Genomic DNA, 23,339 nt, shown 5'->3' on the forward strand with positions numbered 1-23,339 from the left:
AGGCCGTTCTTGGAGCCCGCAAACACCAAGATCCAGGAACGGAACAATCGAAATGAGCAAGATAAATCAGAGTGCTGATGGCGGCAGCGTGTTCAGGGTGGACAAGTTCGTCGTCCCGGCCGCCGCCCGCGAAGAGATACTCGCCAAGGTCAAGGCAACGCATGAGGTGCTGCGCCGGCAGGATGGCTTCGTGCAGGATTTCCTGCTCGAGCAATTCTCGGGCCGGGGCGAATTCAACCTGGTCACGATCGTCGAATGGGAGAGTCAGTCGGTCGTCGACCGGGTCGTGCCGATCGTCACGGCCGAGCATGCGCGTGCCGGTTTCAATCCGCAGGAGACGATCGCCCGGCTCGGCGTGCGAGCCGACATCGCCAACTATCAGCGGATCCCCGGGTTGTAAGGCCTCTACGGCCAGCCGACGCCAGGTGCCGGCGCTTTCAACGCTGAGCACCTGGCCGGTGCGGGCATCGCTGATCATGTGCTCGAAGCCGCGCCATTCGGCGGCGGCGATGAACAGCGTTTTCAGGTCCGCGCCGCCCAGCATGCAGGCAAAGCAGCCGCGATCGACATTGACGGTCTGCAGCACCTCACCGCCTTCGAGCACCCGCACGCAGTGCTTGTTGGGAACGTCCGCGTACCAGGCCGCCCCCTTCGGCATCGAGGCAGATGCCGTCGGGAAAACCATCGAGGTCGGCCCAGACGCGGCGGTTGGCGAGGCTGCCGTCCGCGGCGATGTCGAAGGCGGTCAGCCGGTTGGCGTGCGATTCGGCGACGATCAGCGTCTTGTTGTCTGGGGTCACCGCCATGCCGTTGGCAAAGGCAATATCTTCCGCCACTTGCCGGACCGCGCCGTCTGGCGTGACCAGCACGACGGTACCTGGGCCGAAATACTGGCCGGGAGCCGGCGCCGGGCCGCCGCCATTGACATAGATGTTGCCGCGCCCGTCGACGACGATCTCGTTCCACGGGCTTTTAGACAGGCCGCGCAAATCGGCGTGGGTAGCCAGTGAACCGTCCGTTTCCCTGCGCAACAGCAACCCCTCGCGACCGGAGACGACGAGCAGGCGGCCGTCCGGCAGCCAGTCTATGGAGTAGGGCAGCACAGCCGGCACGGTGAGCACGATCTCGCGTCTGCCGTCGGCATCGACGGCGATGATCTCGCCGGTCCCCCAGTTGCAGAGCCACAGGCGTCCGTCACGCCAGCGCGGCGATTCCCCGAAGGCGAGGCCTTCCGTCACGACACGAGCTTTGTTGCCAGATGATGCCTGCATGATCGGGAGCGTCCGTTGCACGCGTCGTCGGCCTTGCGGGCGCAATGAAGCGCTGTCTCACCAAGGACGGGCGAGGGGGCGCATCCCCGACAGCAGCCCTACTGTTTTTCGCTCAGGAAGAACGTTCCATCGGCATGACCGTTGGCGCCGCATGATGGCGGTTCCGAAATGCCGTCCTTGCCGGTGCCGCTCTGCTCGACGACGAGCGCATCGCCATCGCGGCGCAAGATGAAAACAAAGCCGGTCGGCCTGTCGTTGTCGTCGGTATCGACAAGCCGCAAGTCCTTGCGGACCTTGACCGTGCCGCCGATTTCGCACGAACCACTGCCGGAGACAGGATTGGCGACCTCTTCCGACACGTCGAGCTTGCCGGCGCCAGCGGCCTTGATCTCGACCGTGCCGCGAACGCTGCTCCATGTGCCGGTGAAACCGGTATCCCTAGGCTTGCGGATGCCGGCGAGGAAGGCCACGCGGTCGCGCAGGAATTCGCCGAGATCGAAATTCTGCCGATCCTTGGGTGTGTTCTCGTTGAAGCCGGCGATCTGGTCGCGATACGCAATGAAATCGCTTTGGTCGTCCCGCAACGCCGTGCCGGCGTGAGGATCGAGCGTCTTCAGCACCGCCGCGTAGGTTTTCGCCACGTCTGCATCGGCCTGCGCCAGGGCAGGGTCGGCGCAGATGGCCTTTTCCGCCGCGCTGGCGGCCTTGGCGCAGTCGAAGGATGGCCTGGCTCGCGCCATGGCGCTCCCGCTCGACGCCAGCAGGGCGACCAGAACCACACCGATTTCCGCCCATCGCCTGGAATCAAGGTTGGCCCCGTTCAGGTGTTGGATCATGGGCAGTCGGTCTTTCTCTGGGCTGCGAACCGGCGGTGTCCTGAATTCTGGCGGCAAGGATGCCGACAGGCAAGCGCATGACGGCTCCTGCCAGTTGCGGCCAATGCGGCCTTGCCGATTGTTGCGTTGCGGTGAATTGGGCTTTCGGCTATTGAGGCCGGACTTGAAACGGAGCCTGCCCAAGCCCGATGAGCCTTGTCGATACGGTCAAGAACGCGTTCGTACCGATCCATCGCGAAGGCTATCCCTTTATCGCGGCCTTCGGTGCAGCGACGCTTTTCCTCGGCTACTTCTCGTCGATCCTGTTCTGGATCGGCCTTATCCTGACCGCCTGGTGCGTTTATTTCTTCCGCGATCCCGAGCGCGTCACGCCGGTTGACGATCGCCTTGTGGTGAGCCCCGCTGACGGCATCATCTCGGCGGTTGGGCCGGCCGTGCCGCCGCGCGAACTTGGCCTCGGCAATGTCGAGATGACCCGCATCTCAGTGTTCATGAACGTGTTTTCCTGCCATGTGAACCGCGCCCCGGTGCGCGGCCGTATTGCCAAGATCGAGCACCGGCCGGGCAAATTCCTCAATGCCGAACTCGACAAGGCGAGCACCGAGAATGAGCGCAACGGCCTGGTCATCGACAGCCCCAACGGCACAGTCGCGGCTGTCCAGATCGCCGGCCTGGTGGCGCGCCGTATCGTCTGCTGGGCCGAGGCCGGCGGCTCGATCGCCATCGGCGAGCGTTTCGGCCTGATCCGCTTCGGCTCCCGCGTCGACGTGTTCCTGCCGCTCACCGCCACGCCGCGCGTTGCCGTCGGCCAGACGGCCGTCGGCGGCGAAACCGTGCTGGCCGAATTCGGCGGTGTCGCCGGCACTCCCCTCGTGCGGATTTCCTGACCGGTGGGCACGCAATACAAAAAGTTCGAAGCCCATGCCAGCGGCGGCCCGCGCATCCGCGAAATCCCGATGCGCATGGTGCTGCCCAACCTCGTCACCGTGCTGGCCATCTGTGCCGGCCTGTCCGGCATCCGTTTCGGCTTTGAGGGCCGTTTTGAACCGGCAGTGGTGATGGTGCTGCTCGCGGCCTTCCTCGACGGCATTGACGGCCGGCTGGCGCGGATGCTGAAGGCGACCTCCAAATTCGGCGCGCAGATGGATTCGCTGGCCGACATCGTCAACTTCGGTGTTGCGCCCGCCCTGGTGCTCTATGCCTTCCTGCTCGACCGCGCCGGATCGCCGGGCTGGATCGCAGCACTTCTGTTCGCCATCGCCTGCGGGCTCAGGCTTGCCCGCTTCAACGTGCTCGACGACGAGAAGGCCGAGCGCCCCGTGTGGCAGTCTGAATATTTCGTCGGCGTGCCGGCGCCGGCGGGCGCCGTGCTGGTGATGCTGCCGCTCTACCTGTATTTCCTGCGCACAGGTTTGGAGCCCAGTCGCCCGGCTGCCTTCGTCGCCACCGGCTTCACCATCCTGGTTGCCTTCCTGCTGGTCAGCCGGCTGCCGGTCTATTCCGGCAAGAGCCTGAGGGTGCCAGGCGACAAGGTGCTGCCGATCATCCTTGGCGTCGTGCTCTACGTGCTGCTGCTGATGACCTATCCCTGGTACACGCTGACCGCCTCGGTCGCCGGCTATCTGCTCTTCCTGCCGTTTAGCGTGCGCGCCTATTCGAAGCGCGCCAAGCAGGAGGGCGAGAAAGTGCCGCCTTCGGACATCGGGTAGGGTTTCTCGAAGCCCGGTCCCTGCGCTCCGCTTCGCGTCGGCTTCAGGCTGCTACACCCAGCCCCAGCCTGTCGATCGCCAGCTTCCTGGTCGACACATAGTCGGTCTTGCCGGAACCCAGCACCGGGATTTCCTGGACCTTGATGATGTCGTTCGGCACCATCAATTCGGCGGCGCCCGCCTGCTTGCCGAATTTGCGCAACTCGTCGGGATTGGCATCGTCGGCGGTGGTGACCAGCACGATGCGCTCGCCGCGTCTCTTGTCCGGCACCGCCACCGCCGCATGGCGTTCTTCAGGCCACAGCGACTGCACCAGCATCTCGACAGCGCCCAGCGACACCATCTCGCCGGCGATCTTGGCGAAGCGCTTGGCGCGGCCGCGAATGGTGATGAAGCCTTCGCGGTCGACGGCGACGATGTCGCCGGTGTCGTGCCAGCCGGTCAGCGGCTGCAGCTCACCGGGGCGATCGGCAGTCATGTAGCCCATCATCAGGTTCGGTCCGTCGAGCCACAACTGGCCGGCGTCGGATATGCCTTCGACCGGCTCCAGCTTCATGCGCATCGCCGGCAGCAGCCGGCCGACCGTGCCGTCGCGGCCATGGATCGCGGTGTTGACGGCAACCACAGGTGCGGCTTCCGTCAGCCCAAAACCTTCGATGATCTCGGCCTGGAAGCGTTCGCGATAGACGCGGCGGGTTTCCGGTTTCACAGCCTCGGCGCCGGCGACGACGAAGCGCAGGCTGGAAAAATCGCCGTCCTTGGCGGTGCGCGCATAGTTGGCGAGGAACGTGTCGGTGCCGAACATGATGGTCGGTTTCACCTTGCGCGCGATCTCGGGGATGATCTTGTAGTGCAGCGGCGAGGGGTAGAGGAACAGCTTTACCCCGGTGACCAGCGGCAGGATGGTGCCGCCCGTCAGGCCGAAGGAATGGAACACCGGCAGCACGTTGAGCAGGATGTCGGCCGGCGAGATGGTGATGCGCGCCTCGGCCTGCATGGCGTTGGCAAGCAGGTTCTTGTGCGACAGCACCACTGCCTTGGGTGTGCCTTCCGAACCCGAGGTGAACAGGATCACCGCAGGCTTGGCCGCATCCTGCCGCTGCAGCGGCCAGCGCCACAGCAAGGCCGCGGCAAGCTTGTCGAGCGCGGTGACGTCTTCCCGCACATCCTCCAGCCAAAGCAGCTTGGCGCCGCCGTTCTCGACCGCCGCGACGATATCGGCGAGGTCGGCCTTCTCGACGAAGGCACGGGAGGAGACAACCGTGCGGATCACCGCCGTGCGCACCGCCGCGGTTACGCTGGCCGGGCCGGAGGTGTAGTTGATCATTGCCGCCACCCGGCCGCCAGACAGCAGGCCGACAAACGACAACACCACGCCATTGGCGTTGGGCAGAAGCAGGCCGACCGCTTCGCCCGGCGCCGTCACCGCCTCGAACCGGCGGCCCAGGACACGGGCGCCGATGAACATCTTGCGGAAGCTCAGCGCGCCGGAGATGACGTCCTCGATGATCGGGTGCGAGGCGCCGACACGGGCAGCGGCGTCGCGCATGGCCAGGAACAGGCCACGATCGAGGTCGGCGCCGAAAAGCCGGGCCTCGGCGACACGGTCGAACAGCGCGTTGGTGTTCGAGGCCTGGTCCGGGTTGCGCGCTGCCAGTTCGGCGATGGTCATCGGTTCCAGCACGCTGATCGACAGTTGCGGAAACCAGTGCCGCGGCGCCTTGTCCGCCGGCGTCAGCGACACCGGCAGGCTGCGCGCGCCGGCGACGAAGATCGGCACGATCTTGGCGTCGGCCTGCATGGCGATGCGGGTGACGGCGCGAAACAGGCGAAACGCCTTGACGTCGGGCTCGACCGCGTCCGGCAGATAGACGGCGAGCCGCCCCTTGCCCTTCAGCACGCGCACCAGCCTGCGGCTGACGAAGAGATGTTCGGCGTTGAAGGCGATGGTGCGGCCAAGCTCGCGCCACGGTTCGAGCCATGGCGACCGCGCCGAGACCTCGTCGAGTATATGCAGCGTGTCGTCCGGCAGCAGCGACAGCATCAGCGCCGGCTCGAAACGCGATTGATGCGAGATGACGTAGATGACGGGGGCCTGCGCCTTGCGGGCGATCCTGACGCGGTTGTCGCTGATCCGGTAGGCAAGCTTGAACGGCACATAGAGCAGTGCCTGTGTGAAACGCAGGCCGAGGCGGAATTTCTCCACCACGCCGATCAGCAGCCAGGCCAGGACAAGACCCGCAAGCAGCGCCAGTGTCAGGATCATGCCGCTTCTCTCCCAACGATCTTAGCATCGCGGCTCTTTGCGACCGCTTCGGGGCAGAGCGTAGCGGAATGGAGGGCAAGGTCAATGTGGAGGCGCAGCGCTCTCTTCCTTCCCCCTTTTGGAAGAGAAGGGAAGGCGCAGCTCACGCCGCCTTCAACCGCCCGCTGATGAAACGGAACTCCTGCGTCTTGCCGCCATAGCCATAGGCGGCGGCCGGCACTTCATGCACGAAGGCATAGCTTTCCTCATGCACACCGCCCAAAAGGCGGCCGAAGGCGTCGAAAATCGCCTTCAGATAGGCCTCCAGTTCGAGCTTGGTGTTGGTGCCGTCGACCACCTTGATATCGAGCCAGAACGTGTTGGTGCCATGCTCGGCCAGTGACTTGCCGCCGGCGAACCAGTGCTGCGGATCGATATAGGAAACGGCAACCGCGGTGATCGTCGGATCCTTGCGCAGCTGCGTGGCGGTGACCTCGGTGATTTCTCCGGCGATCCTGGCGGACAGCGCGGCATCAGGCTTGCCGGTGACGCTGACGTTGATGATGGGCATTCTTCTTCTCCTGGTTTGAGCGGCGTCGGATCGCCGTTGGAAGGACCATGCCACTGTCATCGAGTCAAAAAAATCGAATTGTCTTCAATTGAAGGTTCGGTATTATCGAACTATGAAAACGCTCGATCCCGACCTGCTCAGGACTTTTATCGCTTTCGTCGACAGCGGCTCGCTGGCGCAGGCGGCGTTGAGCGTCGGCCGTTCACCCTCGGCGGTCACCACGCAGATGCAGCGGCTCGAGGAAATCATCGGCGAAGCGCTTTTGGCGCCGCAGGGCCGGGGCCGAGGCCTGACGCCGGCCGGCGAGGATCTCGTCGGCCATGCAAGGCGCATCCTTGCCGCTCACCGCGAGGCGTGGCTGGCGTTGAAGGGCGCGCGTGCTGCCGGGCGCGTTGCCATCGGGACGACGCAGGATTTTGCCGACAGCGGTCTGCCCGATCTGCTGCGCGCCTTCGCCGTCAGCCATCCGCGCGTCAGGATCGAATTGCGTGTCGGCCGCTCCGCCGAACTGGCGCAAGCGATGCAGTCCGGCGGGCTCGACCTGGCAATCGTCATGCGCCAGGTGGCAACGCCGGACGAAGTCGGCGTGCTGCGCGAACCGATGATATGGCTGTGTTCGCAAAAGGGGCTGGCTTCGCGCCAGGAAGAATTGCCGCTGGCGTTGCTCGATCCCTATTGCGGCTTTCGCGAAGCCGCACTTGCCGCACTCGATGCGGCCGGCCGCCGCTATCGCATCGCCGCCGGCAGCGCCAGCCTGGCCGGCTTGCGCACGGCGGTGAATGCGGGTGTCGCGCTGACGCTGCGCACCGCGCGCTTTGCCCATTCCGGCATTGTCGAAGCGCCGCGCGAACTTGGTCTGCCGCAGGTTCCGATAGCTGAATTTGCCGTTCGGCTGCGCGCCGGTGCGGATGGTCCGGCAGCTGATCTGGCGGCACTGCTCAGTGGCAATTTGGCTGTGCCCGGCCTCCTTGGCTGATCGACAAGATCCGATCTCTCTGCGGATCAAACGCCCAAGAAAAAGCCGACCTTGCGGTCGGCTTCGAAGTAGGACGGGCCGAGGGGTTTGGGGGGACTTGGGGGTGGCCCGTCACACCAACAATGCATGAGCCGGACGATGGTTCCGTGACTGTGTAACTTTTTTACGAAATATTTGACGCCAGCCGTTGCGAGCGGGCCATCAGCCAATCCCGCCCCGCATGGGCAAACACCGCGCACAACACGATGGCGCCGCCGATCATGCTGGCGGCTGGTGCGATCTCGCCCAGGAAAAGGAAGGCAAACAGGATCGCGAACGGCACTTCGGCCGAGCCGAGCAGCCCGGATTCGGCCGCCGGAATGAGCCGCGCGCCTTCCGTCCACAGGATCGAGGACAGCGCAAAGCATGAGCCGAAGGTGGCAAGCAGCACCGCGTCGCGTGGCGTGACCGCCAGCGGATCGGTGACGAACCAGCCGAGCACGAACAAGAGGAAGGCCGAAACCGCGCCGGCCCACACCACCGGCGTCTCGCGGAAGGCACGCACCATGATCATGTAGAGCGCGCTGCCGATGGTCATCAGCAGCGCCAGACCGTCACCGAACAGATGACCGGTGCCGAAGCCGGACCAGACCATGATTGCCACGCCGCACAGCGAGACGGCGGCGGCGACCATCGTCTGCAATCGGAACGGCTCGCGCGTCAGAACCCAGGCCAGCAGCGCGGTGACGAAAGGCGCGGTGGCATAGATGATCGCGACATTGGCGACGAAGGTGAACTTGAACGCCGAGATGAAGGCGATGCTGGCCAGCGCCCCTTCCACCGCCAGCAGCCAGCCGCGCCAGCCAAGGCGCAACGTTTCGCGGTTGCCGGAGCTATGGCGGCGCCACAGCACATAGAGGCTGATCAGGATCGAGCCGACAAAGCCGCGCCAGCAGGTGATGGTCAGTGGATCGGCATGGATCGACTTGGTCAGCACCCCGGTCAGGCCGAACACCGCCGCCGATGACGACACCAGCAGGATACCCAGCGTGCGCTCAGTGGTGCTGTCCCTCGTGGCTGCAATGTCACTCATGCCGCCAGCCTACGCCGTTGCGTCCCGACATAGTAGCGTCAGCAGTGATGGCGATCCACATCATAGCCGCTTGCGGAAATGCTCAGTGCCGACGATCAGCAGCCCGGCGGCGATGATAAGGGCGGCGCCGAAGAACACTTCACGGCGCGGCACGTCGCCCCAGATCGCAAAGCCGAGCGCGAACGCCCACAACAGCGAGGTGTATTCGAGGGGTGCGAGGATCGAAGCCGGCGTTCGCTTCATGCCTTCGAACAGAAGATATTGCGCAAACCCGCCGAGCGCGCCGACGCTGGCAAGGAGCAGCAACTGGGTCCAGTCCGGGGTCTGCCACCAGAGCAGCGCAGGTCCCGCCGAAAAGAGCAGGAAATAGAAGTTGTTGAGGAGAAGCTGGATCATCGAGCGCTCGGCAAGCGCCGTCTTGCGCAGAAGCACGATGGCTATGCCCCACAAAAAGGCCGCCGCCAGCACCAGCAGCACCGGCACGGACAGGCCGAGATGGGTCGGGTCGCAAGCGATGAAGACGCCGGCAAAGCCGATCAGCACCACAAACCAGCGCAGCATCGGCACCTTTTCGCCGAGCATCACCACCGAAAGCACGGTGACGATGATCGGCGCCGCGTAATAGACGGTGGTCAGTTCTGCAAGCTGCAGGCTGCGCGCGGCGTTGTAGTAGCAAAGCCAGGCGGCGAGCGTGAAGGCGCTGCGCACGAGCATCGGCCGCACGATCGGCGAGCGCACCGTGTCCGCAAACAGCCGTTGGCCGCCGATCGCTGCGCAGGCGCCCAGAATGGTGATGCTGCGGAAGAACATGATCTGCCAGACCGTCATGCCGGTGACCAGCAACTTGATCGAGGCATCCTGTGTCGAAAACAGGAAATAGGCCGCACCCGTCAGCAGGATTCCGGCGAGAACCCTTTCGCGTGTTTCGAGAATGGCGACATCGGCCATAAGGCGCGGGACCAGTGTTGCAGGAGGCGACAAAATGCTGTGTGGCGCGACGCGAGAGGAAGTCTCCCGTACCAAAGCTATACGGACGAAAGTCGGCACAGCGCTACGCCAGCCCTAAGCTTGCGTTGGGGCAGGGGATGGCGACCTTGCTTCCAGAAGGCAAAATCGGCACTTATATCTGACAAAGCCACGCCGCTGGCCGGCCAGGAGAGCGAAGGAACGGAAATGGATGCGACCGAACTGAAGGCCGTGCAGGCGCCACTGAAGCAGGCCTATCGCGACGACGCTGCGCAGGCACTGATCACGCTTCGCGCCAAAGGGTCGATCGACGACCAGTCGGTTGCCTGCAAGGTGGAGACGGGCAGGGCGATTGCAATCGCCGGACTGCATCCGGCAACCGGTGGCTCAGGGCTCGAGCTCTGCTCTGGCGACATGCTGCTGGAGGCACTGGTGGCCTGCGCCGGGGTGACGCTGAAGGCGGTGGCGACGGCGCTCGAATTCAAGCTGGGTGCTGCCACGGTGGAGGCCGAAGGCGATCTTGATTTTCGCGGCACGCTCGGTGTCGCCCGGGATGTGCCGGTCGGCTTTCGCGCCATCCGGCTCAATTTCGATCTCGATACCGACGAGCCGCAGGAGCGGGTAGACTCCCTGCTGAAGCTGACCGAGCGCTATTGCGTGGTGTTCCAGACCATCAACCAAAAGCCGGAGCTTACGGTGAGCTCACGGTGCTGAAACGCCACAATATCCGCGGCCGCCGGCCGCGGACATTGTGCGCCTTATGCTTACTGCGCCGCCGGCTGCTCGGCGTCGCCCTCGTCGGTGAAGGGCGAGGCGCTCGGCACGCATTGCACCGACCAGCCGGTCGGTGTCGGCTGCTTCTGATACTCGGTGATGGCGGCGGTGCATTGTTCGCGCTTGTCGAAGGTGCTGGGCAGCACGACCATGCCACCCTGCGGGCCGGCGATTACCAGATACCAGACCAACGCTACAGTCGAAGCCATGGGGAATTTCCTTGTTCTGCCCAATTGGGGCGTTTGTTGCGGGAGTCGCTGCGATCCTATCAACTCCGCCGAAATGACGAAAGCATGACCGCCGCGCAGCCTTCCCCCCTCACATCACAGCCGCGTGATGTCATGGGGTATCCAAGCCCCATATTTTGAACCCAAGCGGGCTTAGTTGGTGGCAAAACAATAGAACAGGCCGTCACCGCCGGTGCCCTTCAGCGCCTCCTGGCTGCAGCCGCCACGCGAGGCATGCGAGGAGTTCCAGGATTTGGCGGCCGCCGAATCGTCGAGGCCGGTGCGGTCGTGATGGCCCATCATCGCGACACCTTCCGCCCCGCTCATCGTCCAGTCGCCGCAGGTCTGGTCGGCGATCTTCGTACCATCGGGCTTGGAGCCGGTCAGCATGTCGTGGCGGTTTGGCTTGTCGCCACGGCCGTTGACCATTTCGCCCGTCTCGTTCAGCGCCGTCTGCTTGGTGATGCCATTGGCGTCGCTGTGCAATGAGGCGACATCGTCGGCGATCTTGACGCCCTTCGCGTTCACCCACGGCCCCTTGCCGATGCGGTCGCGCGCGTCGGTGTCGCTGGTCGACAGATAGGCGGCCCAGCTCTTGCCGGTGACGCCGGCGGCTTCCGCCAGCGAGGCGCAATGCGCGTCCGCACCCTTGAGGCCGCCGAGGTCGGCACCCTTGCCGGAGCCAACACTGGTGACGAAGAAGCTCATCGTTGCGTCTTGCGAATAGGCGGCGCCCGCGGCCGCGATCAGGGCGGCGGCGGTGGCGAGAAGCAATCTGCGCATGGTGGTCCTCCGTTCAGGTTTCGAATGTCTGACATTCGAAGAACGTCGGCGGTGCCGAAAATCTTCCGGCAAAAAGCAGCTATTCCGGCTGACGATAGGCGACAAAGCGGTTGTGCTTGGCCTGGAAGATCAGTCCGGTCTCTTTCAGGCCCGGGCTCGCCAGCGGCACGATAAGTTTGGCGACCTCCGAGGCGTGCGGCAGTGTTGCCGGATCCTCGCCGGGCACCGCCTGCGCCCGCATCGCGGTGCGGGTGGGGCCTGGGTCGGCGGCGTTGACCCTGAGCGGCAGGCTTTGCGTCTCATGGGCCCAGGAGCGCATCATCGTCTCGACCGCCGCTTTGGACGCCGCGTAGGGCGCCCAGAAGGCGCGCGCCGAGTGGGCCGAATTCGCGGACAACAAAATCGCGCGGCCGGCGTCGGAGAGCCGCAGCAGCGGGTCGACCGAGCGGATCAGCCGCCATGTCGAGGTGACGTTGATGGTCATCACCTTCTCGAACGTTTTCGCCTCGACATGGCCGATCGGCGAGATGACGCCGAGCACGGCGGCATTGGCGACGAGAATGTCGAGCTTGCCCCAGCGTTCGTGGATGGCGCCGCCCAGCCGGTCGATGCCGGCCATGTCGGCAAGATCGAGCGGCACCAGCGTCGCCTGGCCGCCGGCCGCCTTGATCTGGTCGTCGAGCTCTTCCAGCCCGCCGACGGTACGCGCTACCGCGATGACATGCGCGCCGGCTGCAGCCAACTCCTTGGCGATGAAATAGCCGATGCCGCGCGAGGCGCCGGTGACGACCGCAACGCGGCCGGTAAGGTCGAGGGTCATGCTATGGATTCCGGGAATTTGACTAACGTGCGGCAATCCTACGACCCGCTCGTCGCCAGCAGCGACAGCGTGCGCACATTGTCGTGGCCTTCGAAGTCGAGCAGGCGGGTCGGGTACTGGCCCGTGAAGCAGGCATCGCAGAATTGCGGCTGGTCGTTGTCGCGGCTGGCCTCGCCGACGGCGCGATAGAGGCCATCGATGGTGAGGAAGCCGAGCGAATCGACCCGGATGAATTCGGCCATTTCTTCCACCGACATGCGCGATGCCAGAAGCTTCGATTTTTCCGGCGTGTCGACGCCGTAGAAGCAGGAGGCACGCGTCGGCGGCGAGGCGATGCGCATATGCACTTCCCTGGCGCCGGCATCGCGCACCATCTGCACGATCTTCTGGCTTGTGGTGCCGCGCACGATGCTGTCGTCGACCAGCACCACGCGCTTGCCCTCGATCATGCGGCGGTTGGCGTTGTGCTTCAGCTTGACGCCCATGTGGCGGATCGAATCGCCCGGCTGGATGAAGGTCCGGCCGACATAGTGGTTGCGGATGATGCCGAGTTCGAAGGGAATACCGGCGGCTTGCGAAAAGCCGATCGCGGCCGGCGTGCCGGAATCCGGCACCGGCACGACGATGTCGGCCTCGACCGGGCTTTCCTGCGCCAGTTCGGCGCCGATGCGCTTGCGCACCTCATAGACGTTGCGGCCCTCGACCGAGGAATCCGGCCGGGCAAAGTAGACATATTCGAAGATGCAGAAGCGGGTCTTCTGCGGCTCGAACGGGAACAGGCTTTCAATGCCCTTGGACGTGACGACGACCATCTCGCCGGGCTTGAGATCGCGCACGAAACGCGCGCCGATGATGTCGAGCGCGCAGGTTTCCGACGCCAGGATCCAGGCGCCGTCGAGATCGCCGAGCACCAGCGGCCGAATGCCGAGCGGATCGCGGCAGCCGATCATCTTCTTGGATGTCATCGCCACCAGCGAGAAGGCGCCCTCGACCTGGCGCACCGCGTCGATGAAACGCGAGTTCAAATCGCGCTCCTTGCTGGTGGCGACGAGGTGCAACAGCGTCTCGGTATCGGAGGTGGAGGAGAATATCGCGCCCTGCTTTTGCAGCGCCCGCTGCACGGTCATGGCGTTGGTCAAATTGCCGTTGTGGGCGACGGCAAAGCCGCCATCGGCCAGTTCGGCAAAGAAGGGCTGGATGTTGCGCATGCCGGCGCCGCCTGTCGTGGCGTAACGCGTATGGCCGATGGCACGGTTGCCTTGCAGGCTGTCGATGACGCGCTGCTTGGTGAAGGTGTCGCCGATCAGGCCGACATGGCGTTCAACATGGAATTGGGTGCCGTCATAGGAAACGATGCCGGCCGCTTCCTGGCCGCGATGCTGCAGCGCATGCAGGCCAAGTGTGACGATGGCTGCCGCATCCTGCCGGCCGAAAATGCCGAACACGCCGCATTCGTCGTGGAAATGGTCGTCGGCCTCGGCGGAAAGCACGTCGTCTGCGTCTGCCATCTTAAGCTCCGCTAAAATCGCCATATAGTGCGGGTTCGCGTCGAAAGCAACGCGCCCGTGCAGCCGTTCACACCATTCGTCAGTTTCCGGCGCTCGTTCCGGGCGTCAGTTTGCCGGTGCCGCCGGCGCCGGATTGGCCGGAGCGTTCTCCGCGGGCGGTGTTGCGGCGTCATCGTCGGGAGCTGGCGTGTTGGCATCCTCGCCACCTGCCGGGGCATCCGCCGCCGGTGCGTCCGGAGCAGCGGGCGTCTCAGCAGCCGGCTGATTCGGATTGAGCTTCTTGAGGATGGCGTTTTCCGGATCCTCGGGCAGCAGGCTTTCGAGCTTGGCGCCGATCTGCTCCAGCAACGGCCGCGACTTGGCATCCGTGACCCAGGCCGGTGCCTTGGCGCCAGCCAGCCAGTTGAAGAACAGGAGCGCGACGGCAACGACCAGAATGCCGCGCGCCGCGCCGTAGAGAAAGCCGAGCGTGCGGTCGAGAGCGCCGATCCTGGAATCGATGATCCAGTCGGCGAGCTTCATTGTGATGACCGAGACGACGATCAGCGCGATGACGAAGACGATGCCGGCGGCGGCCGCCATGGCGATTTTTTCGTTGTCGATGTAAGGCTTGAGGTAAGGCAGCACCGGCTTGTAGAAGAAGAACGCCGCCGCTGCTGCCGCTGCCCAGGAGACGACGGACAGGATTTCGCGCGAGAAGCCGCGAACCATGGCGAGCATCGCCGAGACCAGGGTGAAGCCGACGAGAATTCCGTCAAGTAGCGTAATCGGCATGTCTTTCGCCCCACTCCATGAGCCGCATTATAGCGCGGAGCATCGGGTTTTCCCAAAACCGGTTCCCAGTTTTGGGTCCGATGCTCTAGTCTTGCTCGTCCACGCGGCTTCGGCGTGTGCCAGCTATGCGTGCCACGAGGTCGGCAAGCTCGGTCGGCTGGAAAGCGCCGGCCCCGATCCCCCCGGCAAGTTCCTCGCTGCCCAAAGGCAGAACCGCGCTTCCAAAACCCAGCTTTTCGGCTTCCTTGAGGCGCTGTTGCGCATGCGCAACCGGTCTCACGGCGCCCGAAAGGCTGATTTCGCCGAAATAGACGCAATCGGCGGGAAGGGCAAGACCGGTGAGCGAGGAAACCAGGGCCGCCGCCACCGCCAGATCGGCCGCGGGCTCCGAAATGCGATAGCCGCCGGCGACGTTGAGATAGACATCATGGCTGCCGAAGCGCACGCCGCAGTGGGCTTCCAGAACCGCCAGGATCATCGACAGCCGGGCGCCGTCCCAGCCGACGACCGCGCGGCGCGGCGTGCCGAGCGAGGAGGGGGCGACCAGCGCCTGGATCTCGACCAGCACAGGCCTTGTGCCCTCCATGCCGGCGAAAACCGCGGCACCCGGTGATTTCGCGTGGCGCTCGCCGAGAAAAAGCTCGGACGGGTTGGCGACCTCGCGCAGGCCCTTGTCCGACATTTCGAAGACGCCGATCTCGTCGGTCGGCCCAAACCGGTTCTTCACCGTGCGCAGGATGCGGAAATGGTGGCCGCCTTCGCCCTCGAAGTAGAGCACGGCGTCGACCATATGCTCGACGACGCGCGGCCCGGCGATCTGGCCTTCCTTGGTGACATGGCCGACCAGGACGATCGCCGCACCCGTGGATTTCGCATAGCGGATCATCGCCTGGGCGGCGGCGCGCACCTGGGTGACGGTGCCAGGCGCCGAATCGGCGAGGTCGGTCCACAGCGTCTGAATGGAATCGAGGATCACCAGGTCCGGCCGCCTGCCGTCGGCGATGGTGGCGAGGATGTCCTCGACATTGGTCTCGGCGGCAAGTTCCACCGGCGTGGCGGCAACACCGAGCCGCTGCGCCCGCAACCTGATCTGCGCGACGGCCTCTTCGCCCGAGACGTAGACGACGCGGTGACCCTTTGACGCCAGTGCAGCCGCGGCCTGGGTGAGCAGCGTCGACTTGCCGATGCCGGGATCGCCGCCGACCAGCAGCGCCGAGCCGCGCACGAAGCCGCCGCCGGTGGCGCGATCGAGTTCGCCGATGCCCGAGATGATTCGCGGCGCGTCCTCGATGTCGCCCGACAGCGTTGTCAGCACCACTGCGCGGCCCTTGCGCGCATTGCGCGTGTTGGCCGGCCCTGAGCCGATGCCGCCGGACGTGCCTTCCTCGACCAGCGTGTTCCACTCGCCGCAGGTATCGCATTTGCCGGCCCAGCGCTGGTGCACCGATCCGCAATTCTGGCAGATGAACTGAACCCGCGATTTGGCCATCAGGCAGGGCCTGCTTGGTCGCCAGTTGACAGATAGGTCGGCGGGACAGTGCCCCCCTCTGTCCTGCCGGACTGTCCGGCAGGACAGAGAGGGGCGCGAAGGAACGAGACCTTTCTCAAGAGGTCACTCGAATCTTTCCGGCAAATGATGCTCTTCGGCGAGGTCGGAGAAGCGGGTGAACTCGCCCTGGAAGGCAAGGCTGACGGTGCCGGTCGGTCCATGGCGCTGCTTGGCGATGATCACTTCGGCCTTGCCCTGTACCTCGACCATCTTTGTTTCCCAGGCGAGGTGCTCGGGCGTGCCTTTCTCGGGCTCCTTGTTTTTGATGTAGTATTCCTCGCGGTACACAAACAGCACCACGTCGGCGTCCTGCTCGATCGAACCCGATTCGCGCAAGTCCGACAGCTGAGGATGCTTGTCGTCGCGGCTTTCGACCTGACGCGAGAGCTGTGAGAGCGCGATGATCGGCACACCAAGCTCCTTGCCGAGCGCCTTCAGTCCGGTGGTGATCTCGGTGATTTCCTGGACGCGGTTCTGTGACGCCTTGGCGGACGAACCCTGCATGAGCTGGATATAGTCGATGACCATCAGATCCAGCCCGCGCTGGCGTTTGAGGCGGCGGGCGCGCGCCGCAAGCTGGGCAATCGAAATGCCGCCCGTCTGGTCGATGTAGAGCGGGCGCTTGTGGTTCTCCTGCGTGTAGGCGACAAGCTTACCGAAATCGGCTTCCGTGAGGTCGCCGCGCCTGATTTTCGACGATGGGATTTCGGTCTGCTCGGAGATGATGCGGGTGGCCAATTGCTCCGACGACATTTCGAGCGAGAAGAAGCCGACGACGCCGCCATTGGCCGCCTTGACGGAGCCGTCGGCCTGCTGGGCAGGCTCATAGGCGGCAGCGATGTTGTAGGCGATGTTGGTGGCCAGCGACGTCTTGCCCATGCCCGGACGGCCGGCGATGATGATCAAATCCGACGGCTGCAGGCCGCCCATGCGGTGGTCGAGATCGCGCAGGCCGGTGGCAATGCCGGACAGGTGCCCATCGCGCATATAGGCGGCACTGGCCATGTCCACGGCGTTCTTCAACGCGTCGGAAAAACTCTCGAAACCGCCATCGTAACGGCCGTTTTCGGCCAGCTCGAACAGCCGCCGCTCGGCATCCTCGATCTGTTCGGTGGGCGCCATGTCGACCGGCGCGTCATAGGCGATGTTGACCATGTCCTCGCCGACGGTGATCAGCGCGCGACGCGTCGCAAGGTCATAGATGGCGCGGCCATAGTCGGTGGCGTTGACGACGGTGACGGCTTCCACCGCCAGCCGCACGACATATTGCGCCATCGTCATGTCGCCGACCTTCTCATCGGCCGGCAGGAAGGTTTTCAGCGTGATCGGCGTCGCAACCTTGCCCATGCGGATGAACTCGGACGCCACCTCATAGATCTTGCGGTGCAGCGGTTCGTAGAAATGGCCGGCCTTCAGGAAGTCCGAGACACGGTAGAAAGCGTCGTTGTTGACCAGGATGGCGCCGAGCAGCGCCTGCTCGGCCTCGATGTTGTTTGGCGCTTCACGATAAAGCGGTGTTTCCGCGACGCCGAATTTTCGCGCTGCCTCTGCCATGATATCCCCGATTTCGATCCCGGCTCTTCGATACCAGAATGACAAAAGTCAGTGCTGACTTATCTGCAACAGTGCCGATGCCAACCAACATCAATGTTCGCTTGTTCACAGGAACAACAAATCGTCCACAGGACAGAATTCCCGTCCCCCGATTTCTGTTGACTCGGCAGAGGAACAATCTACACGAAAAACAAGAACGAAGCAAGAACAATTGTGCCAGTCAAATCTCCAGAACGTCGCCCCAGTCCGACCGCCGCGCTGCCTTGAACGTCTCGCCGTCGCGCTTGGTAAACAGCCTTTCGCCGGCACTGCCATTGCTCTCGCAAAGTTTCAGCAACACCTTGCCGGATCCTGATTTTGGTGGCGCGATGACCCGTGCCTGAAGGGAAGGAGCAGGCTGTCGCGAAGCGGCGACATAGATGAACTTCTCGTCTTCCCACGGCACGTCGGCATCCTTGGCCAGCCGGTGCAGGCGCGAGCGGGCGACGCGGCGGGAAAAATGGCACCAGTCGGGCGGGGCGAGCGGGCAGGGCGCCTGATGCGGGCAGGGCGCAAGTACATGCCCGCCCGCCTCGATCAGCTGCCGGCGCACGGCAAGGATGCGCTGCCATCCGGCCGGCGTGCCCGGCTCGACGACCAGCAGCGTATCGTCGGTGAGTTGCCACAGCCGACCGATAAGCTTTGGCAGAGACGCAGGGACAATTTCGTCGAGCACATAGGCGCAAGTGACCAGATCGGCCGGCTCGATGTCGGCAAGGTCGATGGTGGCGTCGCCGGCCAGCCATCTGGTTCGGGCGGCAATCGCGCCGGCGGCAAGCGTCTCGCCGACCCTGCGCGCCGCGGCGCTGGCTTCGAACAGCACCGCCTGTTCGAGATCGGGCCACAAGTCGCTCGTGGCCCAAAGCACCGTACCAGGGCCGGCGCCGACATCGAGCAGGCTCTTGGGTTGAAGGCCGGGCCTGGCGTCGCCGAGCGCATCGAGGCTGGCGCGGACGGCGGCGTAGGTCGCCGGCAGCCGCGTCGCCAGGTAGGCTTGCACGGCCAGGTTCTCGGCCATATGCAGCCGGCCGTCGCGCAGCTCGGCGCGGTAGCGGTCGGACAGCGTTTTTGCCGCCTGCTTGAGCGTCGCCAGCGGAACGTTTTCGAGCAGGCGCTCGACACCCTGGCGAAGTGGGGCCGGTAACTCCATGCTCAGGCTCCGCGGGGCGCGACGAGGATCACCGAGGCGCCGACAATGCAGAGCGCAGCTCCTGCGAGGTCCCAGCGGTCGGGGCGCACGCCCTCCGCCAGCCACAGCCAGCCAAGCGACGCCGCGATGTAGATGCCGCCATAGGCGGCGTAGGAGCGGCCGGCGGCATTGGCATCGACCAGCGCCAGCAGGAAGCCGAATAGAGCGAGCGAGGCGAGACCGGGGAGCAGCCACAGCGGCGACTTCTCCAGCCGCCACCACGACCAGAACGAAAAGCAGCCGGCGATCTCGGCCAGGGCGGCAGCGACATAGAGAACATAGGTCATGAAAAAGGTCCGGTGGCGATCACTGGACCTTTTTCAGTGCAGGCGCCGACAATGGCAAGCCGCAATACTATTTCCAATGCATGTCGCTCAAAAGCGGGTCCGGCTTTGGGACGACGACTTTCATAAAACAAAGACCTAAAGCGCCTCGCATGCGTCCGTTCAAACGCGGCGCGCTTTAGTCCGCAACCTTGCGGCGGCGAGCTGGCTTGGCAGCCGGGCTCTTCTTGATGGGATCCGTTTCACGGTGACCCATATCGCGCATCTCAAGCGCCTTCTCGCATTTGGCCATGTACTCGCGTGTCGTCGGCAAGGTGTCGTTCTTCTTGGCGATCTGGATCTGGAAGATCACCAGATCCTGCCAGCGGAAAGCGGCTTCCGAAGCGGCCAGGTAGAACTCCCACATGCGGCAGAAGCGCTCGTCGTAGATCGCCTTGGCCTTGTCGCGGTTGGCGGCGAAGCGCTCGCCCCAGTGCTTCAGCGTGTCGGCATAGTGCAGCCGCAGGATTTCGATGTCGGTGACGACCAGCCCCGACTTCTCGATCGCCGGCATGACTTCGGAGAGCGCAGGGACATATCCGCCCGGGAAGATGTATTTGCGGACGAAGGCGGTGGTCGCCCACGGCACGCCGGAGCGGCCGATCGTGTGCAACAGCATGACGCCATCCGGCTTGAGCAGTGTCGCCGACTTGTCGAAGAAGGTCCGGTAATGGTTGACGCCGACATGTTCGAACATGCCGACCGAGACGATGCGGTCGAAACGCTCGTTGAGCTCGCGGTAGTCCTTCAGCTCGAAATGCACGCGGCTTTCCAACCCTTGCGCGTGCGCTCGGTCGGTGGCAACGCCATGCTGTTCGGTCGACAGCGTCACGCCTTGCACGTCGACGTCGAACGCCTTGGCGAGATAGAGGCTGAGCCCGCCCCAGCCGGACCCGATGTCGAGCACCGTCTGGCCGGCCTTCAGCCTGAGCTTGGCGGCGATGTGGCGTTTCTTGGCAGCCTGCGCTTCGTCGAGCGTCATGTCCGGCTGCTCGAAATAGGCGCAGGAATACTGCATGTCCTCGTCGAGGAAGAGCCGGTAAAGGTCGCCCGACAGGTCGTAATGGCGCTGCACGTTGCGGCGTGAGCGCGAGGCGGTGTTGATCTGCTGCAGGCGGCGGAAGGCATGACGCAGGCCTTCGATGGCTTTCGACCATGTGGCGTCGATGCCGCCGCTGCCCATGTTCTGGAAGGCGATGCGCATCACACCCAGCACGCCGCCTTCGAGAATGTCGAGCTCGCCGTCCATGTAGGCTTCCGGCACCGCCAGCATCGGATCGAAGGTGATGGCCCGCTCGGCATGCGTGGTCTTGATGTGCATGTGCACCGGCTCGCCGCTGCCGTCGCCGAACACCACCGCAGCGCCCTTGGGGCCAGTTACCTTGAGATTGCCGGTGCGCACCAGGCGGTCGAGAACGCGCTTCAGCAGAATATTCATGACCAAATGTCCCCTCAGACAGACTGTCTCGGCCCACGACCCCGAAAATCGAGATCGACTTTCGGGAAAGGGATCGTGCGCCAAACCAAAGTTTCACAGCGTCCTTTGCGCGGCCAAAGGACGCGCGACGCTGTAGTCTGCATCAATATATAGGGGTTCGAAAAGTTCCATTTGGCACAAAAATGCCCGGGCGAGAGACCCGGGCATTGGTCCAGTATGGCTGAGGCCACACTGCGAAGCTAAAGTGCGGCACGCCCGGCGGGGCGCGCCGGCAACTCAAATCGTCAGGCGTTGTCTTCGCCGCCTTCGAACTCGGTGTTCGGGTCGAAGAAGTTTTCCGGCCGCGCATTGTCGTTGATGTCGTCGCCATAGATGGCTTCGGCGGTGGTCAGCGTCTCGCCCTTGGCCTGGCGTTCGGCTTCGTCGGCCGTGCGGGCGATGTTGAGCGTGATCGTGACTTCGACTTCCGGATGCAGCGCGATCGCCACATTCGTGAGGCCGATGGTCTTGATCGGCTGGTTGAGCAGGATCTGGTTGCGATTGACCGTGAAACCTTCCGCCGTCAGCAGGTCCGCGATGTCACGGGTCGACACCGAGCCGTAGAGCTGGCCGGTTTCGCCAGCCGAACGCACGGCGATGAAGCTCTTGCCGTCGAGCTTTTCGGCGACCTGGCTGGCTTCCGACTTGCGCTCGAGGTTGCGGGCTTCGAGTTGGGCGCGCTGGCCTTCGAACTTCTTTTTGTTGGCTCCGTTGGCGCGCAGCGCCTTGCCCTGCGGCAGCAGGAAGTTACGGGCAAAGCCGTCCTTGACCTTGACGGTATCGCCCATCTGGCCGAGGCGGGAAACGCGTTCGAGAAGAATGACTTCCATGGTTTTGTTCCTTCAGTTGGGCGCTAATCGTTCGGATCGACGCCGAATGTCTTGGGAACAGGTCAGGAAGCTTGGGGCGCGCGCTGGCGCCGGTGTCGCTGTCCTGCCTGTTCAGGCAGTTAGAGGTTTGACCTCAACTCGGGATTTGAATGCGATCCCCGCGGCGCCCGTCGCCGAGGTGAAAAAAGCGGGCGGCAAGCCGCCCGCTCGAAAGTCTTAGCGAACCACGTAGGGCAGCAGGCCGAGGAAGCGGGCGCGCTTGATCGCCTTGGCGAGTTCGCGCTGCTTCTTCTGGCTGACGGCTGTGATGCGCGACGGCACGATCTTGCCGCGCTCGGAAATGTAGCGCTGCAGCAGACGCACGTCCTTGTAGTCGATCTTGGGGGCGTTGGCGCCGGAGAACGGGCAGGTCTTGCGGCGGCGATGGAACGGGCGCCGGGTCGGGATCTGGTTGATGTCGACCATTATTCTGCACCCCCTTCAAAGCCTTCGCGCGGACGGCGCGGACCACGATCGGCACCGGCGTCGCCGAACGAGCGCGGCGGACGATCGCCACGGTCGCCGCGATCACGGTCGCCGAACGAGCGCGGACCACGATCGCCACGGTCACGGTCGCCGAAGCCACCGCGTTCCGAGCGCTCTTCGCGCTTCTGCATCATGGCCGACGGGCCTTCCTCATGCGCCTCGACCTTGATGGTCAGGAAACGCAGCACGTCTTCGGACAGGCCCATCTGGCGCTCCATCTCGTTGAGCGCGGCCGGCGGGCAGTTCAGGTCCATCAGCGTGTAGTAAGCCTTCCGGTTCTTGTTGACCCGGTAGGTAAGGGACTTCAGTCCCCAGTTCTCGACCCGGCCGACGGACCCGCCATTTGCGGAGATGACGCCCTTGTACTGTTCGACAAGCGCATCGACCTGCTGCTGCGAGAGGTCCTGCCGAGCAAGAAACACATGTTCGTAGAGAGCCATGGTGTATCAGTGCCTTTCTTCGTTTCTCTCCCGGTTCCCGGCGGCAAAAGCCTCTGCAACTTCTCTGACCCGCAAACCCTCGAAGGGCACGGGGAAGAAAGGAGCATGACGAGACGGTCGAGAGCGGAGACACGGGAGGCGGAAGCGCTTCTGGCTTCACGCGAAGGTTCTTGAAAAAACCTCCGGCCCTCCGTTCAGCCCCCAGCTGGGACCGGCAGATTGGGGGCGTCTATACAGCAATCGGCCCACAACGCAAGCGCAAGCGGTATTCGGTAGTGCATCAGTTTGAAATCTGATTGCCTCGCTTGTCGCGAACCACGCCAAATTCCTATATGCTTAGCGGAAAGCATGGGAGGGAAGGATGCGCGTCACAAGCCTGTTTTTCCTATCAGCCGGCCTCACGATGCCAATCGCTGCCTTCGCTCAAGGCGAAGTATCGGTCGAACGAGGGTTGCAGGTATCGATCATCGGCGGTTGTCACGATTGCCATACCGAAGGCTACAGCGAAACAGAAGGCAAGATTGATCCTGAAAAGGCTTTAATGGGCAGCTCGGTCGGTTGGCGCGGTCCCTGGGGCACAACCTATGCGACCAATCTTCGGATAGATGCTTCGGCAATGACCGAGCGTGGATTCGTAGGGATGCTGAAGCGCATTAGAACGTCTCCACCGATGCCCTGGTACAATCTTCGAGCGATGGAGGAGAGCGATATGCAATCGCTCTATCAATACATTAGGTCGCTCGGCAAACACGGGAAGCCGGCCCCGAGCCGCATTCGCTCTGATAAGGAGCCGACGACGCCGTACGTTCAACTTGTGCCACCCCAAATGCCGAAGAACTGACAAATGTGCCCACCGGACCCAAAGGCCAGAAACGCCCCGC

At 64.0% G+C, this 23,339-nt stretch carries 25 protein-coding genes; 6 read left to right on the forward strand and 19 right to left on the reverse strand.

Annotated features, from left to right (window positions below; translation table 11 throughout):
• The first annotated feature begins 52 nt into the window (after positions 1 to 52).
• A complete protein-coding gene (locus tag AC07FD_RS06705) occupies positions 53 to 400 on the forward strand; it encodes an antibiotic biosynthesis monooxygenase (protein WP_478349204.1) in 348 nt (115 codons plus the stop codon).
• 187 nt (positions 401 to 587) lie between these two features.
• Here the strand turns inward: AC07FD_RS06705 and AC07FD_RS06710 are convergent, their stop codons facing one another.
• Positions 588 to 1,271, reverse strand: a complete 684-nt coding sequence (locus AC07FD_RS06710) for an SMP-30/gluconolactonase/LRE family protein (protein ID WP_478349205.1) — start codon at positions 1,269 to 1,271, stop codon at positions 588 to 590.
• Positions 1,272 to 1,369: 98 nt separating this feature from the next.
• Positions 1,370 to 2,050 carry a lysozyme inhibitor LprI family protein gene (locus AC07FD_RS06715; RefSeq protein ID WP_478349206.1) on the reverse strand — a complete coding sequence of 227 codons (681 nt, stop codon included), beginning with the start codon at positions 2,048 to 2,050 and terminating at the stop codon, positions 1,370 to 1,372.
• A gap of 245 nt (positions 2,051 to 2,295) precedes the next feature.
• Between AC07FD_RS06715 and AC07FD_RS06720 the strand changes: the two genes are divergently transcribed.
• Together AC07FD_RS06720 and AC07FD_RS06725 are read left to right on the forward strand one after the other, a co-directional pair.
• Positions 2,296 to 2,994, forward strand: a complete 699-nt coding sequence (locus AC07FD_RS06720; RefSeq protein ID WP_477287304.1) for a phosphatidylserine decarboxylase — start codon at positions 2,296 to 2,298, stop codon at positions 2,992 to 2,994.
• A gap of 3 nt (positions 2,995 to 2,997) precedes the next feature.
• Positions 2,998 to 3,816: a CDP-alcohol phosphatidyltransferase family protein gene (locus tag AC07FD_RS06725; RefSeq protein ID WP_095086458.1), complete on the forward strand. Its 819-nt coding sequence runs from the start codon at positions 2,998 to 3,000 to the stop codon at positions 3,814 to 3,816.
• 43 nt (positions 3,817 to 3,859) lie between these two features.
• Here AC07FD_RS06725 and AC07FD_RS06730 read toward each other — a convergent pair whose 3' ends face one another.
• Both AC07FD_RS06730 and AC07FD_RS06735 read right to left on the reverse strand, forming a co-directional pair.
• The gene (locus AC07FD_RS06730) at positions 3,860 to 6,082 is read right to left on the reverse strand and encodes an AMP-binding protein (RefSeq protein ID WP_478349207.1); all 2,223 of its coding nucleotides are present in this window, start codon (positions 6,080 to 6,082) and stop codon (positions 3,860 to 3,862) included.
• A gap of 142 nt (positions 6,083 to 6,224) precedes the next feature.
• Positions 6,225 to 6,632 (reverse strand): tautomerase family protein, encoded by a 408-nt coding sequence (locus AC07FD_RS06735; protein WP_478349208.1) that lies wholly within the window; start codon positions 6,630 to 6,632, stop codon positions 6,225 to 6,227.
• A gap of 112 nt (positions 6,633 to 6,744) precedes the next feature.
• Here AC07FD_RS06735 and AC07FD_RS06740 point away from each other — a divergent pair, with 112 nt between their 5' ends.
• Positions 6,745 to 7,608 carry a LysR substrate-binding domain-containing protein gene (locus AC07FD_RS06740; RefSeq protein WP_478349209.1) on the forward strand — a complete coding sequence of 288 codons (864 nt, stop codon included), beginning with the start codon at positions 6,745 to 6,747 and terminating at the stop codon, positions 7,606 to 7,608.
• Positions 7,609 to 7,771: 163 nt separating this feature from the next.
• On the opposite strand, the gene AC07FD_RS06745 is transcribed toward AC07FD_RS06740, so the two are convergent.
• Both AC07FD_RS06745 and AC07FD_RS06750 read right to left on the reverse strand, forming a co-directional pair.
• A complete protein-coding gene (locus AC07FD_RS06745) occupies positions 7,772 to 8,680 on the reverse strand; it encodes a DMT family transporter (protein ID WP_478349210.1) in 909 nt (302 codons plus the stop codon).
• 60 nt (positions 8,681 to 8,740) lie between these two features.
• The gene (locus AC07FD_RS06750) at positions 8,741 to 9,628 is read right to left on the reverse strand and encodes a DMT family transporter (protein WP_478349211.1); all 888 of its coding nucleotides are present in this window, start codon (positions 9,626 to 9,628) and stop codon (positions 8,741 to 8,743) included.
• Positions 9,629 to 9,853: 225 nt separating this feature from the next.
• Between AC07FD_RS06750 and AC07FD_RS06755 the strand changes: the two genes are divergently transcribed.
• Entirely contained in the window at positions 9,854 to 10,360 is a 507-nt protein-coding gene (locus AC07FD_RS06755) for an OsmC family protein (protein WP_478349212.1), read from the forward strand.
• A gap of 50 nt (positions 10,361 to 10,410) precedes the next feature.
• Here the strand turns inward: AC07FD_RS06755 and AC07FD_RS06760 are convergent, their stop codons facing one another.
• From AC07FD_RS06760 to rpsF, 13 genes are all read right to left on the reverse strand, one after another.
• Positions 10,411 to 10,629: a hypothetical protein gene (locus tag AC07FD_RS06760; RefSeq protein ID WP_184871167.1), complete on the reverse strand. Its 219-nt coding sequence runs from the start codon at positions 10,627 to 10,629 to the stop codon at positions 10,411 to 10,413.
• Between the two features lie 171 nt (positions 10,630 to 10,800).
• Positions 10,801 to 11,430, reverse strand: a complete 630-nt coding sequence (locus tag AC07FD_RS06765; protein WP_478349213.1) for a hypothetical protein — start codon at positions 11,428 to 11,430, stop codon at positions 10,801 to 10,803.
• 79 nt (positions 11,431 to 11,509) lie between these two features.
• Positions 11,510 to 12,250, reverse strand: coding sequence for an SDR family NAD(P)-dependent oxidoreductase (locus AC07FD_RS06770; protein ID WP_478349214.1), 741 nt, complete (start codon positions 12,248 to 12,250; stop codon positions 11,510 to 11,512).
• A 38-nt stretch (positions 12,251 to 12,288) separates the two neighbouring features.
• Positions 12,289 to 13,758: an amidophosphoribosyltransferase gene (gene purF / locus AC07FD_RS06775; protein ID WP_095086431.1), complete on the reverse strand. Its 1,470-nt coding sequence runs from the start codon at positions 13,756 to 13,758 to the stop codon at positions 12,289 to 12,291.
• Positions 13,759 to 13,863: 105 nt separating this feature from the next.
• Entirely contained in the window at positions 13,864 to 14,532 is a 669-nt protein-coding gene (locus AC07FD_RS06780; RefSeq protein WP_184871164.1) for a CvpA family protein, read from the reverse strand.
• Positions 14,533 to 14,617: 85 nt separating this feature from the next.
• Positions 14,618 to 16,021 carry a DNA repair protein RadA gene (gene radA / locus AC07FD_RS06785; RefSeq protein ID WP_478349215.1) on the reverse strand — a complete coding sequence of 468 codons (1,404 nt, stop codon included), beginning with the start codon at positions 16,019 to 16,021 and terminating at the stop codon, positions 14,618 to 14,620.
• A 123-nt stretch (positions 16,022 to 16,144) separates the two neighbouring features.
• Entirely contained in the window at positions 16,145 to 17,635 is a 1,491-nt protein-coding gene (locus AC07FD_RS06790; protein WP_095086422.1) for a replicative DNA helicase, read from the reverse strand.
• A gap of 220 nt (positions 17,636 to 17,855) precedes the next feature.
• Positions 17,856 to 18,824, reverse strand: a complete 969-nt coding sequence (locus AC07FD_RS06795) for a small ribosomal subunit Rsm22 family protein (RefSeq protein ID WP_478349216.1) — start codon at positions 18,822 to 18,824, stop codon at positions 17,856 to 17,858.
• 2 nt (positions 18,825 to 18,826) lie between these two features.
• Positions 18,827 to 19,150, reverse strand: coding sequence for a YnfA family protein (locus AC07FD_RS06800; RefSeq protein WP_478349217.1), 324 nt, complete (start codon positions 19,148 to 19,150; stop codon positions 18,827 to 18,829).
• Positions 19,151 to 19,325: 175 nt separating this feature from the next.
• A complete protein-coding gene (locus tag AC07FD_RS06805; RefSeq protein WP_478349218.1) occupies positions 19,326 to 20,624 on the reverse strand; it encodes a class I SAM-dependent methyltransferase in 1,299 nt (432 codons plus the stop codon).
• A 284-nt stretch (positions 20,625 to 20,908) separates the two neighbouring features.
• Positions 20,909 to 21,493, reverse strand: coding sequence for a 50S ribosomal protein L9 (gene rplI, locus AC07FD_RS06810; protein ID WP_478349219.1), 585 nt, complete (start codon positions 21,491 to 21,493; stop codon positions 20,909 to 20,911).
• Positions 21,494 to 21,709: 216 nt separating this feature from the next.
• Positions 21,710 to 21,958 carry a 30S ribosomal protein S18 gene (rpsR, locus tag AC07FD_RS06815; RefSeq protein ID WP_006203718.1) on the reverse strand — a complete coding sequence of 83 codons (249 nt, stop codon included), beginning with the start codon at positions 21,956 to 21,958 and terminating at the stop codon, positions 21,710 to 21,712.
• Positions 21,958 to 22,458: a 30S ribosomal protein S6 gene (rpsF, locus tag AC07FD_RS06820; RefSeq protein ID WP_023761609.1), complete on the reverse strand. Its 501-nt coding sequence runs from the start codon at positions 22,456 to 22,458 to the stop codon at positions 21,958 to 21,960. Before rpsF ends, rpsR begins: the two co-directional genes overlap by 1 nt.
• Before the next feature lie 361 nt (positions 22,459 to 22,819).
• Between rpsF and AC07FD_RS06825 the strand changes: the two genes are divergently transcribed.
• A complete protein-coding gene (locus AC07FD_RS06825; RefSeq protein WP_478349220.1) occupies positions 22,820 to 23,299 on the forward strand; it encodes a hypothetical protein in 480 nt (159 codons plus the stop codon).
• Positions 23,300 to 23,339 lie beyond the last annotated feature (40 nt).

Source organism: Mesorhizobium waitakense, from assembly GCF_056431085.1.

What these genes read in the sequence shown, in the direction of transcription:
- AC07FD_RS06705 (WP_478349204.1), top strand. Translation starts at nt 53, where the DNA reads ATGAGCAAGATAAATCAGAGTGCTGATGGCGGCAGCGTGTTCAGGGTG.
- AC07FD_RS06710 (WP_478349205.1), bottom strand. Translation starts at nt 1,271, where the DNA reads ATGCAGGCATCATCTGGCAACAAAGCTCGTGTCGTGACGGAAGGCCTC.
- AC07FD_RS06720 (WP_477287304.1), top strand. Translation starts at nt 2,296, where the DNA reads ATGAGCCTTGTCGATACGGTCAAGAACGCGTTCGTACCGATCCATCGC.
- AC07FD_RS06730 (WP_478349207.1), bottom strand. Translation starts at nt 6,082, where the DNA reads ATGATCCTGACACTGGCGCTGCTTGCGGGTCTTGTCCTGGCCTGGCTG.
- AC07FD_RS06735 (WP_478349208.1), bottom strand. Translation starts at nt 6,632, where the DNA reads ATGCCCATCATCAACGTCAGCGTCACCGGCAAGCCTGATGCCGCGCTG.
- AC07FD_RS06740 (WP_478349209.1), top strand. Translation starts at nt 6,745, where the DNA reads ATGAAAACGCTCGATCCCGACCTGCTCAGGACTTTTATCGCTTTCGTC.
- AC07FD_RS06745 (WP_478349210.1), bottom strand. Translation starts at nt 8,680, where the DNA reads ATGAGTGACATTGCAGCCACGAGGGACAGCACCACTGAGCGCACGCTG.
- AC07FD_RS06750 (WP_478349211.1), bottom strand. Translation starts at nt 9,628, where the DNA reads ATGGCCGATGTCGCCATTCTCGAAACACGCGAAAGGGTTCTCGCCGGA.
- AC07FD_RS06755 (WP_478349212.1), top strand. Translation starts at nt 9,854, where the DNA reads ATGGATGCGACCGAACTGAAGGCCGTGCAGGCGCCACTGAAGCAGGCC.
- AC07FD_RS06760 (WP_184871167.1), bottom strand. Translation starts at nt 10,629, where the DNA reads ATGGCTTCGACTGTAGCGTTGGTCTGGTATCTGGTAATCGCCGGCCCG.
- AC07FD_RS06765 (WP_478349213.1), bottom strand. Translation starts at nt 11,430, where the DNA reads ATGCGCAGATTGCTTCTCGCCACCGCCGCCGCCCTGATCGCGGCCGCG.
- AC07FD_RS06770 (WP_478349214.1), bottom strand. Translation starts at nt 12,250, where the DNA reads ATGACCCTCGACCTTACCGGCCGCGTTGCGGTCGTCACCGGCGCCTCG.
- purF (WP_095086431.1), bottom strand. Translation starts at nt 13,758, where the DNA reads ATGGCAGACGCAGACGACGTGCTTTCCGCCGAGGCCGACGACCATTTC.
- AC07FD_RS06780 (WP_184871164.1), bottom strand. Translation starts at nt 14,532, where the DNA reads ATGCCGATTACGCTACTTGACGGAATTCTCGTCGGCTTCACCCTGGTC.
- radA (WP_478349215.1), bottom strand. Translation starts at nt 16,021, where the DNA reads ATGGCCAAATCGCGGGTTCAGTTCATCTGCCAGAATTGCGGATCGGTG.
- AC07FD_RS06790 (WP_095086422.1), bottom strand. Translation starts at nt 17,635, where the DNA reads ATGGCAGAGGCAGCGCGAAAATTCGGCGTCGCGGAAACACCGCTTTAT.
- AC07FD_RS06795 (WP_478349216.1), bottom strand. Translation starts at nt 18,824, where the DNA reads ATGGAGTTACCGGCCCCACTTCGCCAGGGTGTCGAGCGCCTGCTCGAA.
- AC07FD_RS06800 (WP_478349217.1), bottom strand. Translation starts at nt 19,150, where the DNA reads ATGACCTATGTTCTCTATGTCGCTGCCGCCCTGGCCGAGATCGCCGGC.
- AC07FD_RS06805 (WP_478349218.1), bottom strand. Translation starts at nt 20,624, where the DNA reads ATGAATATTCTGCTGAAGCGCGTTCTCGACCGCCTGGTGCGCACCGGC.
- rplI (WP_478349219.1), bottom strand. Translation starts at nt 21,493, where the DNA reads ATGGAAGTCATTCTTCTCGAACGCGTTTCCCGCCTCGGCCAGATGGGC.
- rpsR (WP_006203718.1), bottom strand. Translation starts at nt 21,958, where the DNA reads ATGGTCGACATCAACCAGATCCCGACCCGGCGCCCGTTCCATCGCCGC.
- rpsF (WP_023761609.1), bottom strand. Translation starts at nt 22,458, where the DNA reads ATGGCTCTCTACGAACATGTGTTTCTTGCTCGGCAGGACCTCTCGCAG.
- AC07FD_RS06825 (WP_478349220.1), top strand. Translation starts at nt 22,820, where the DNA reads ATGCGCGTCACAAGCCTGTTTTTCCTATCAGCCGGCCTCACGATGCCA.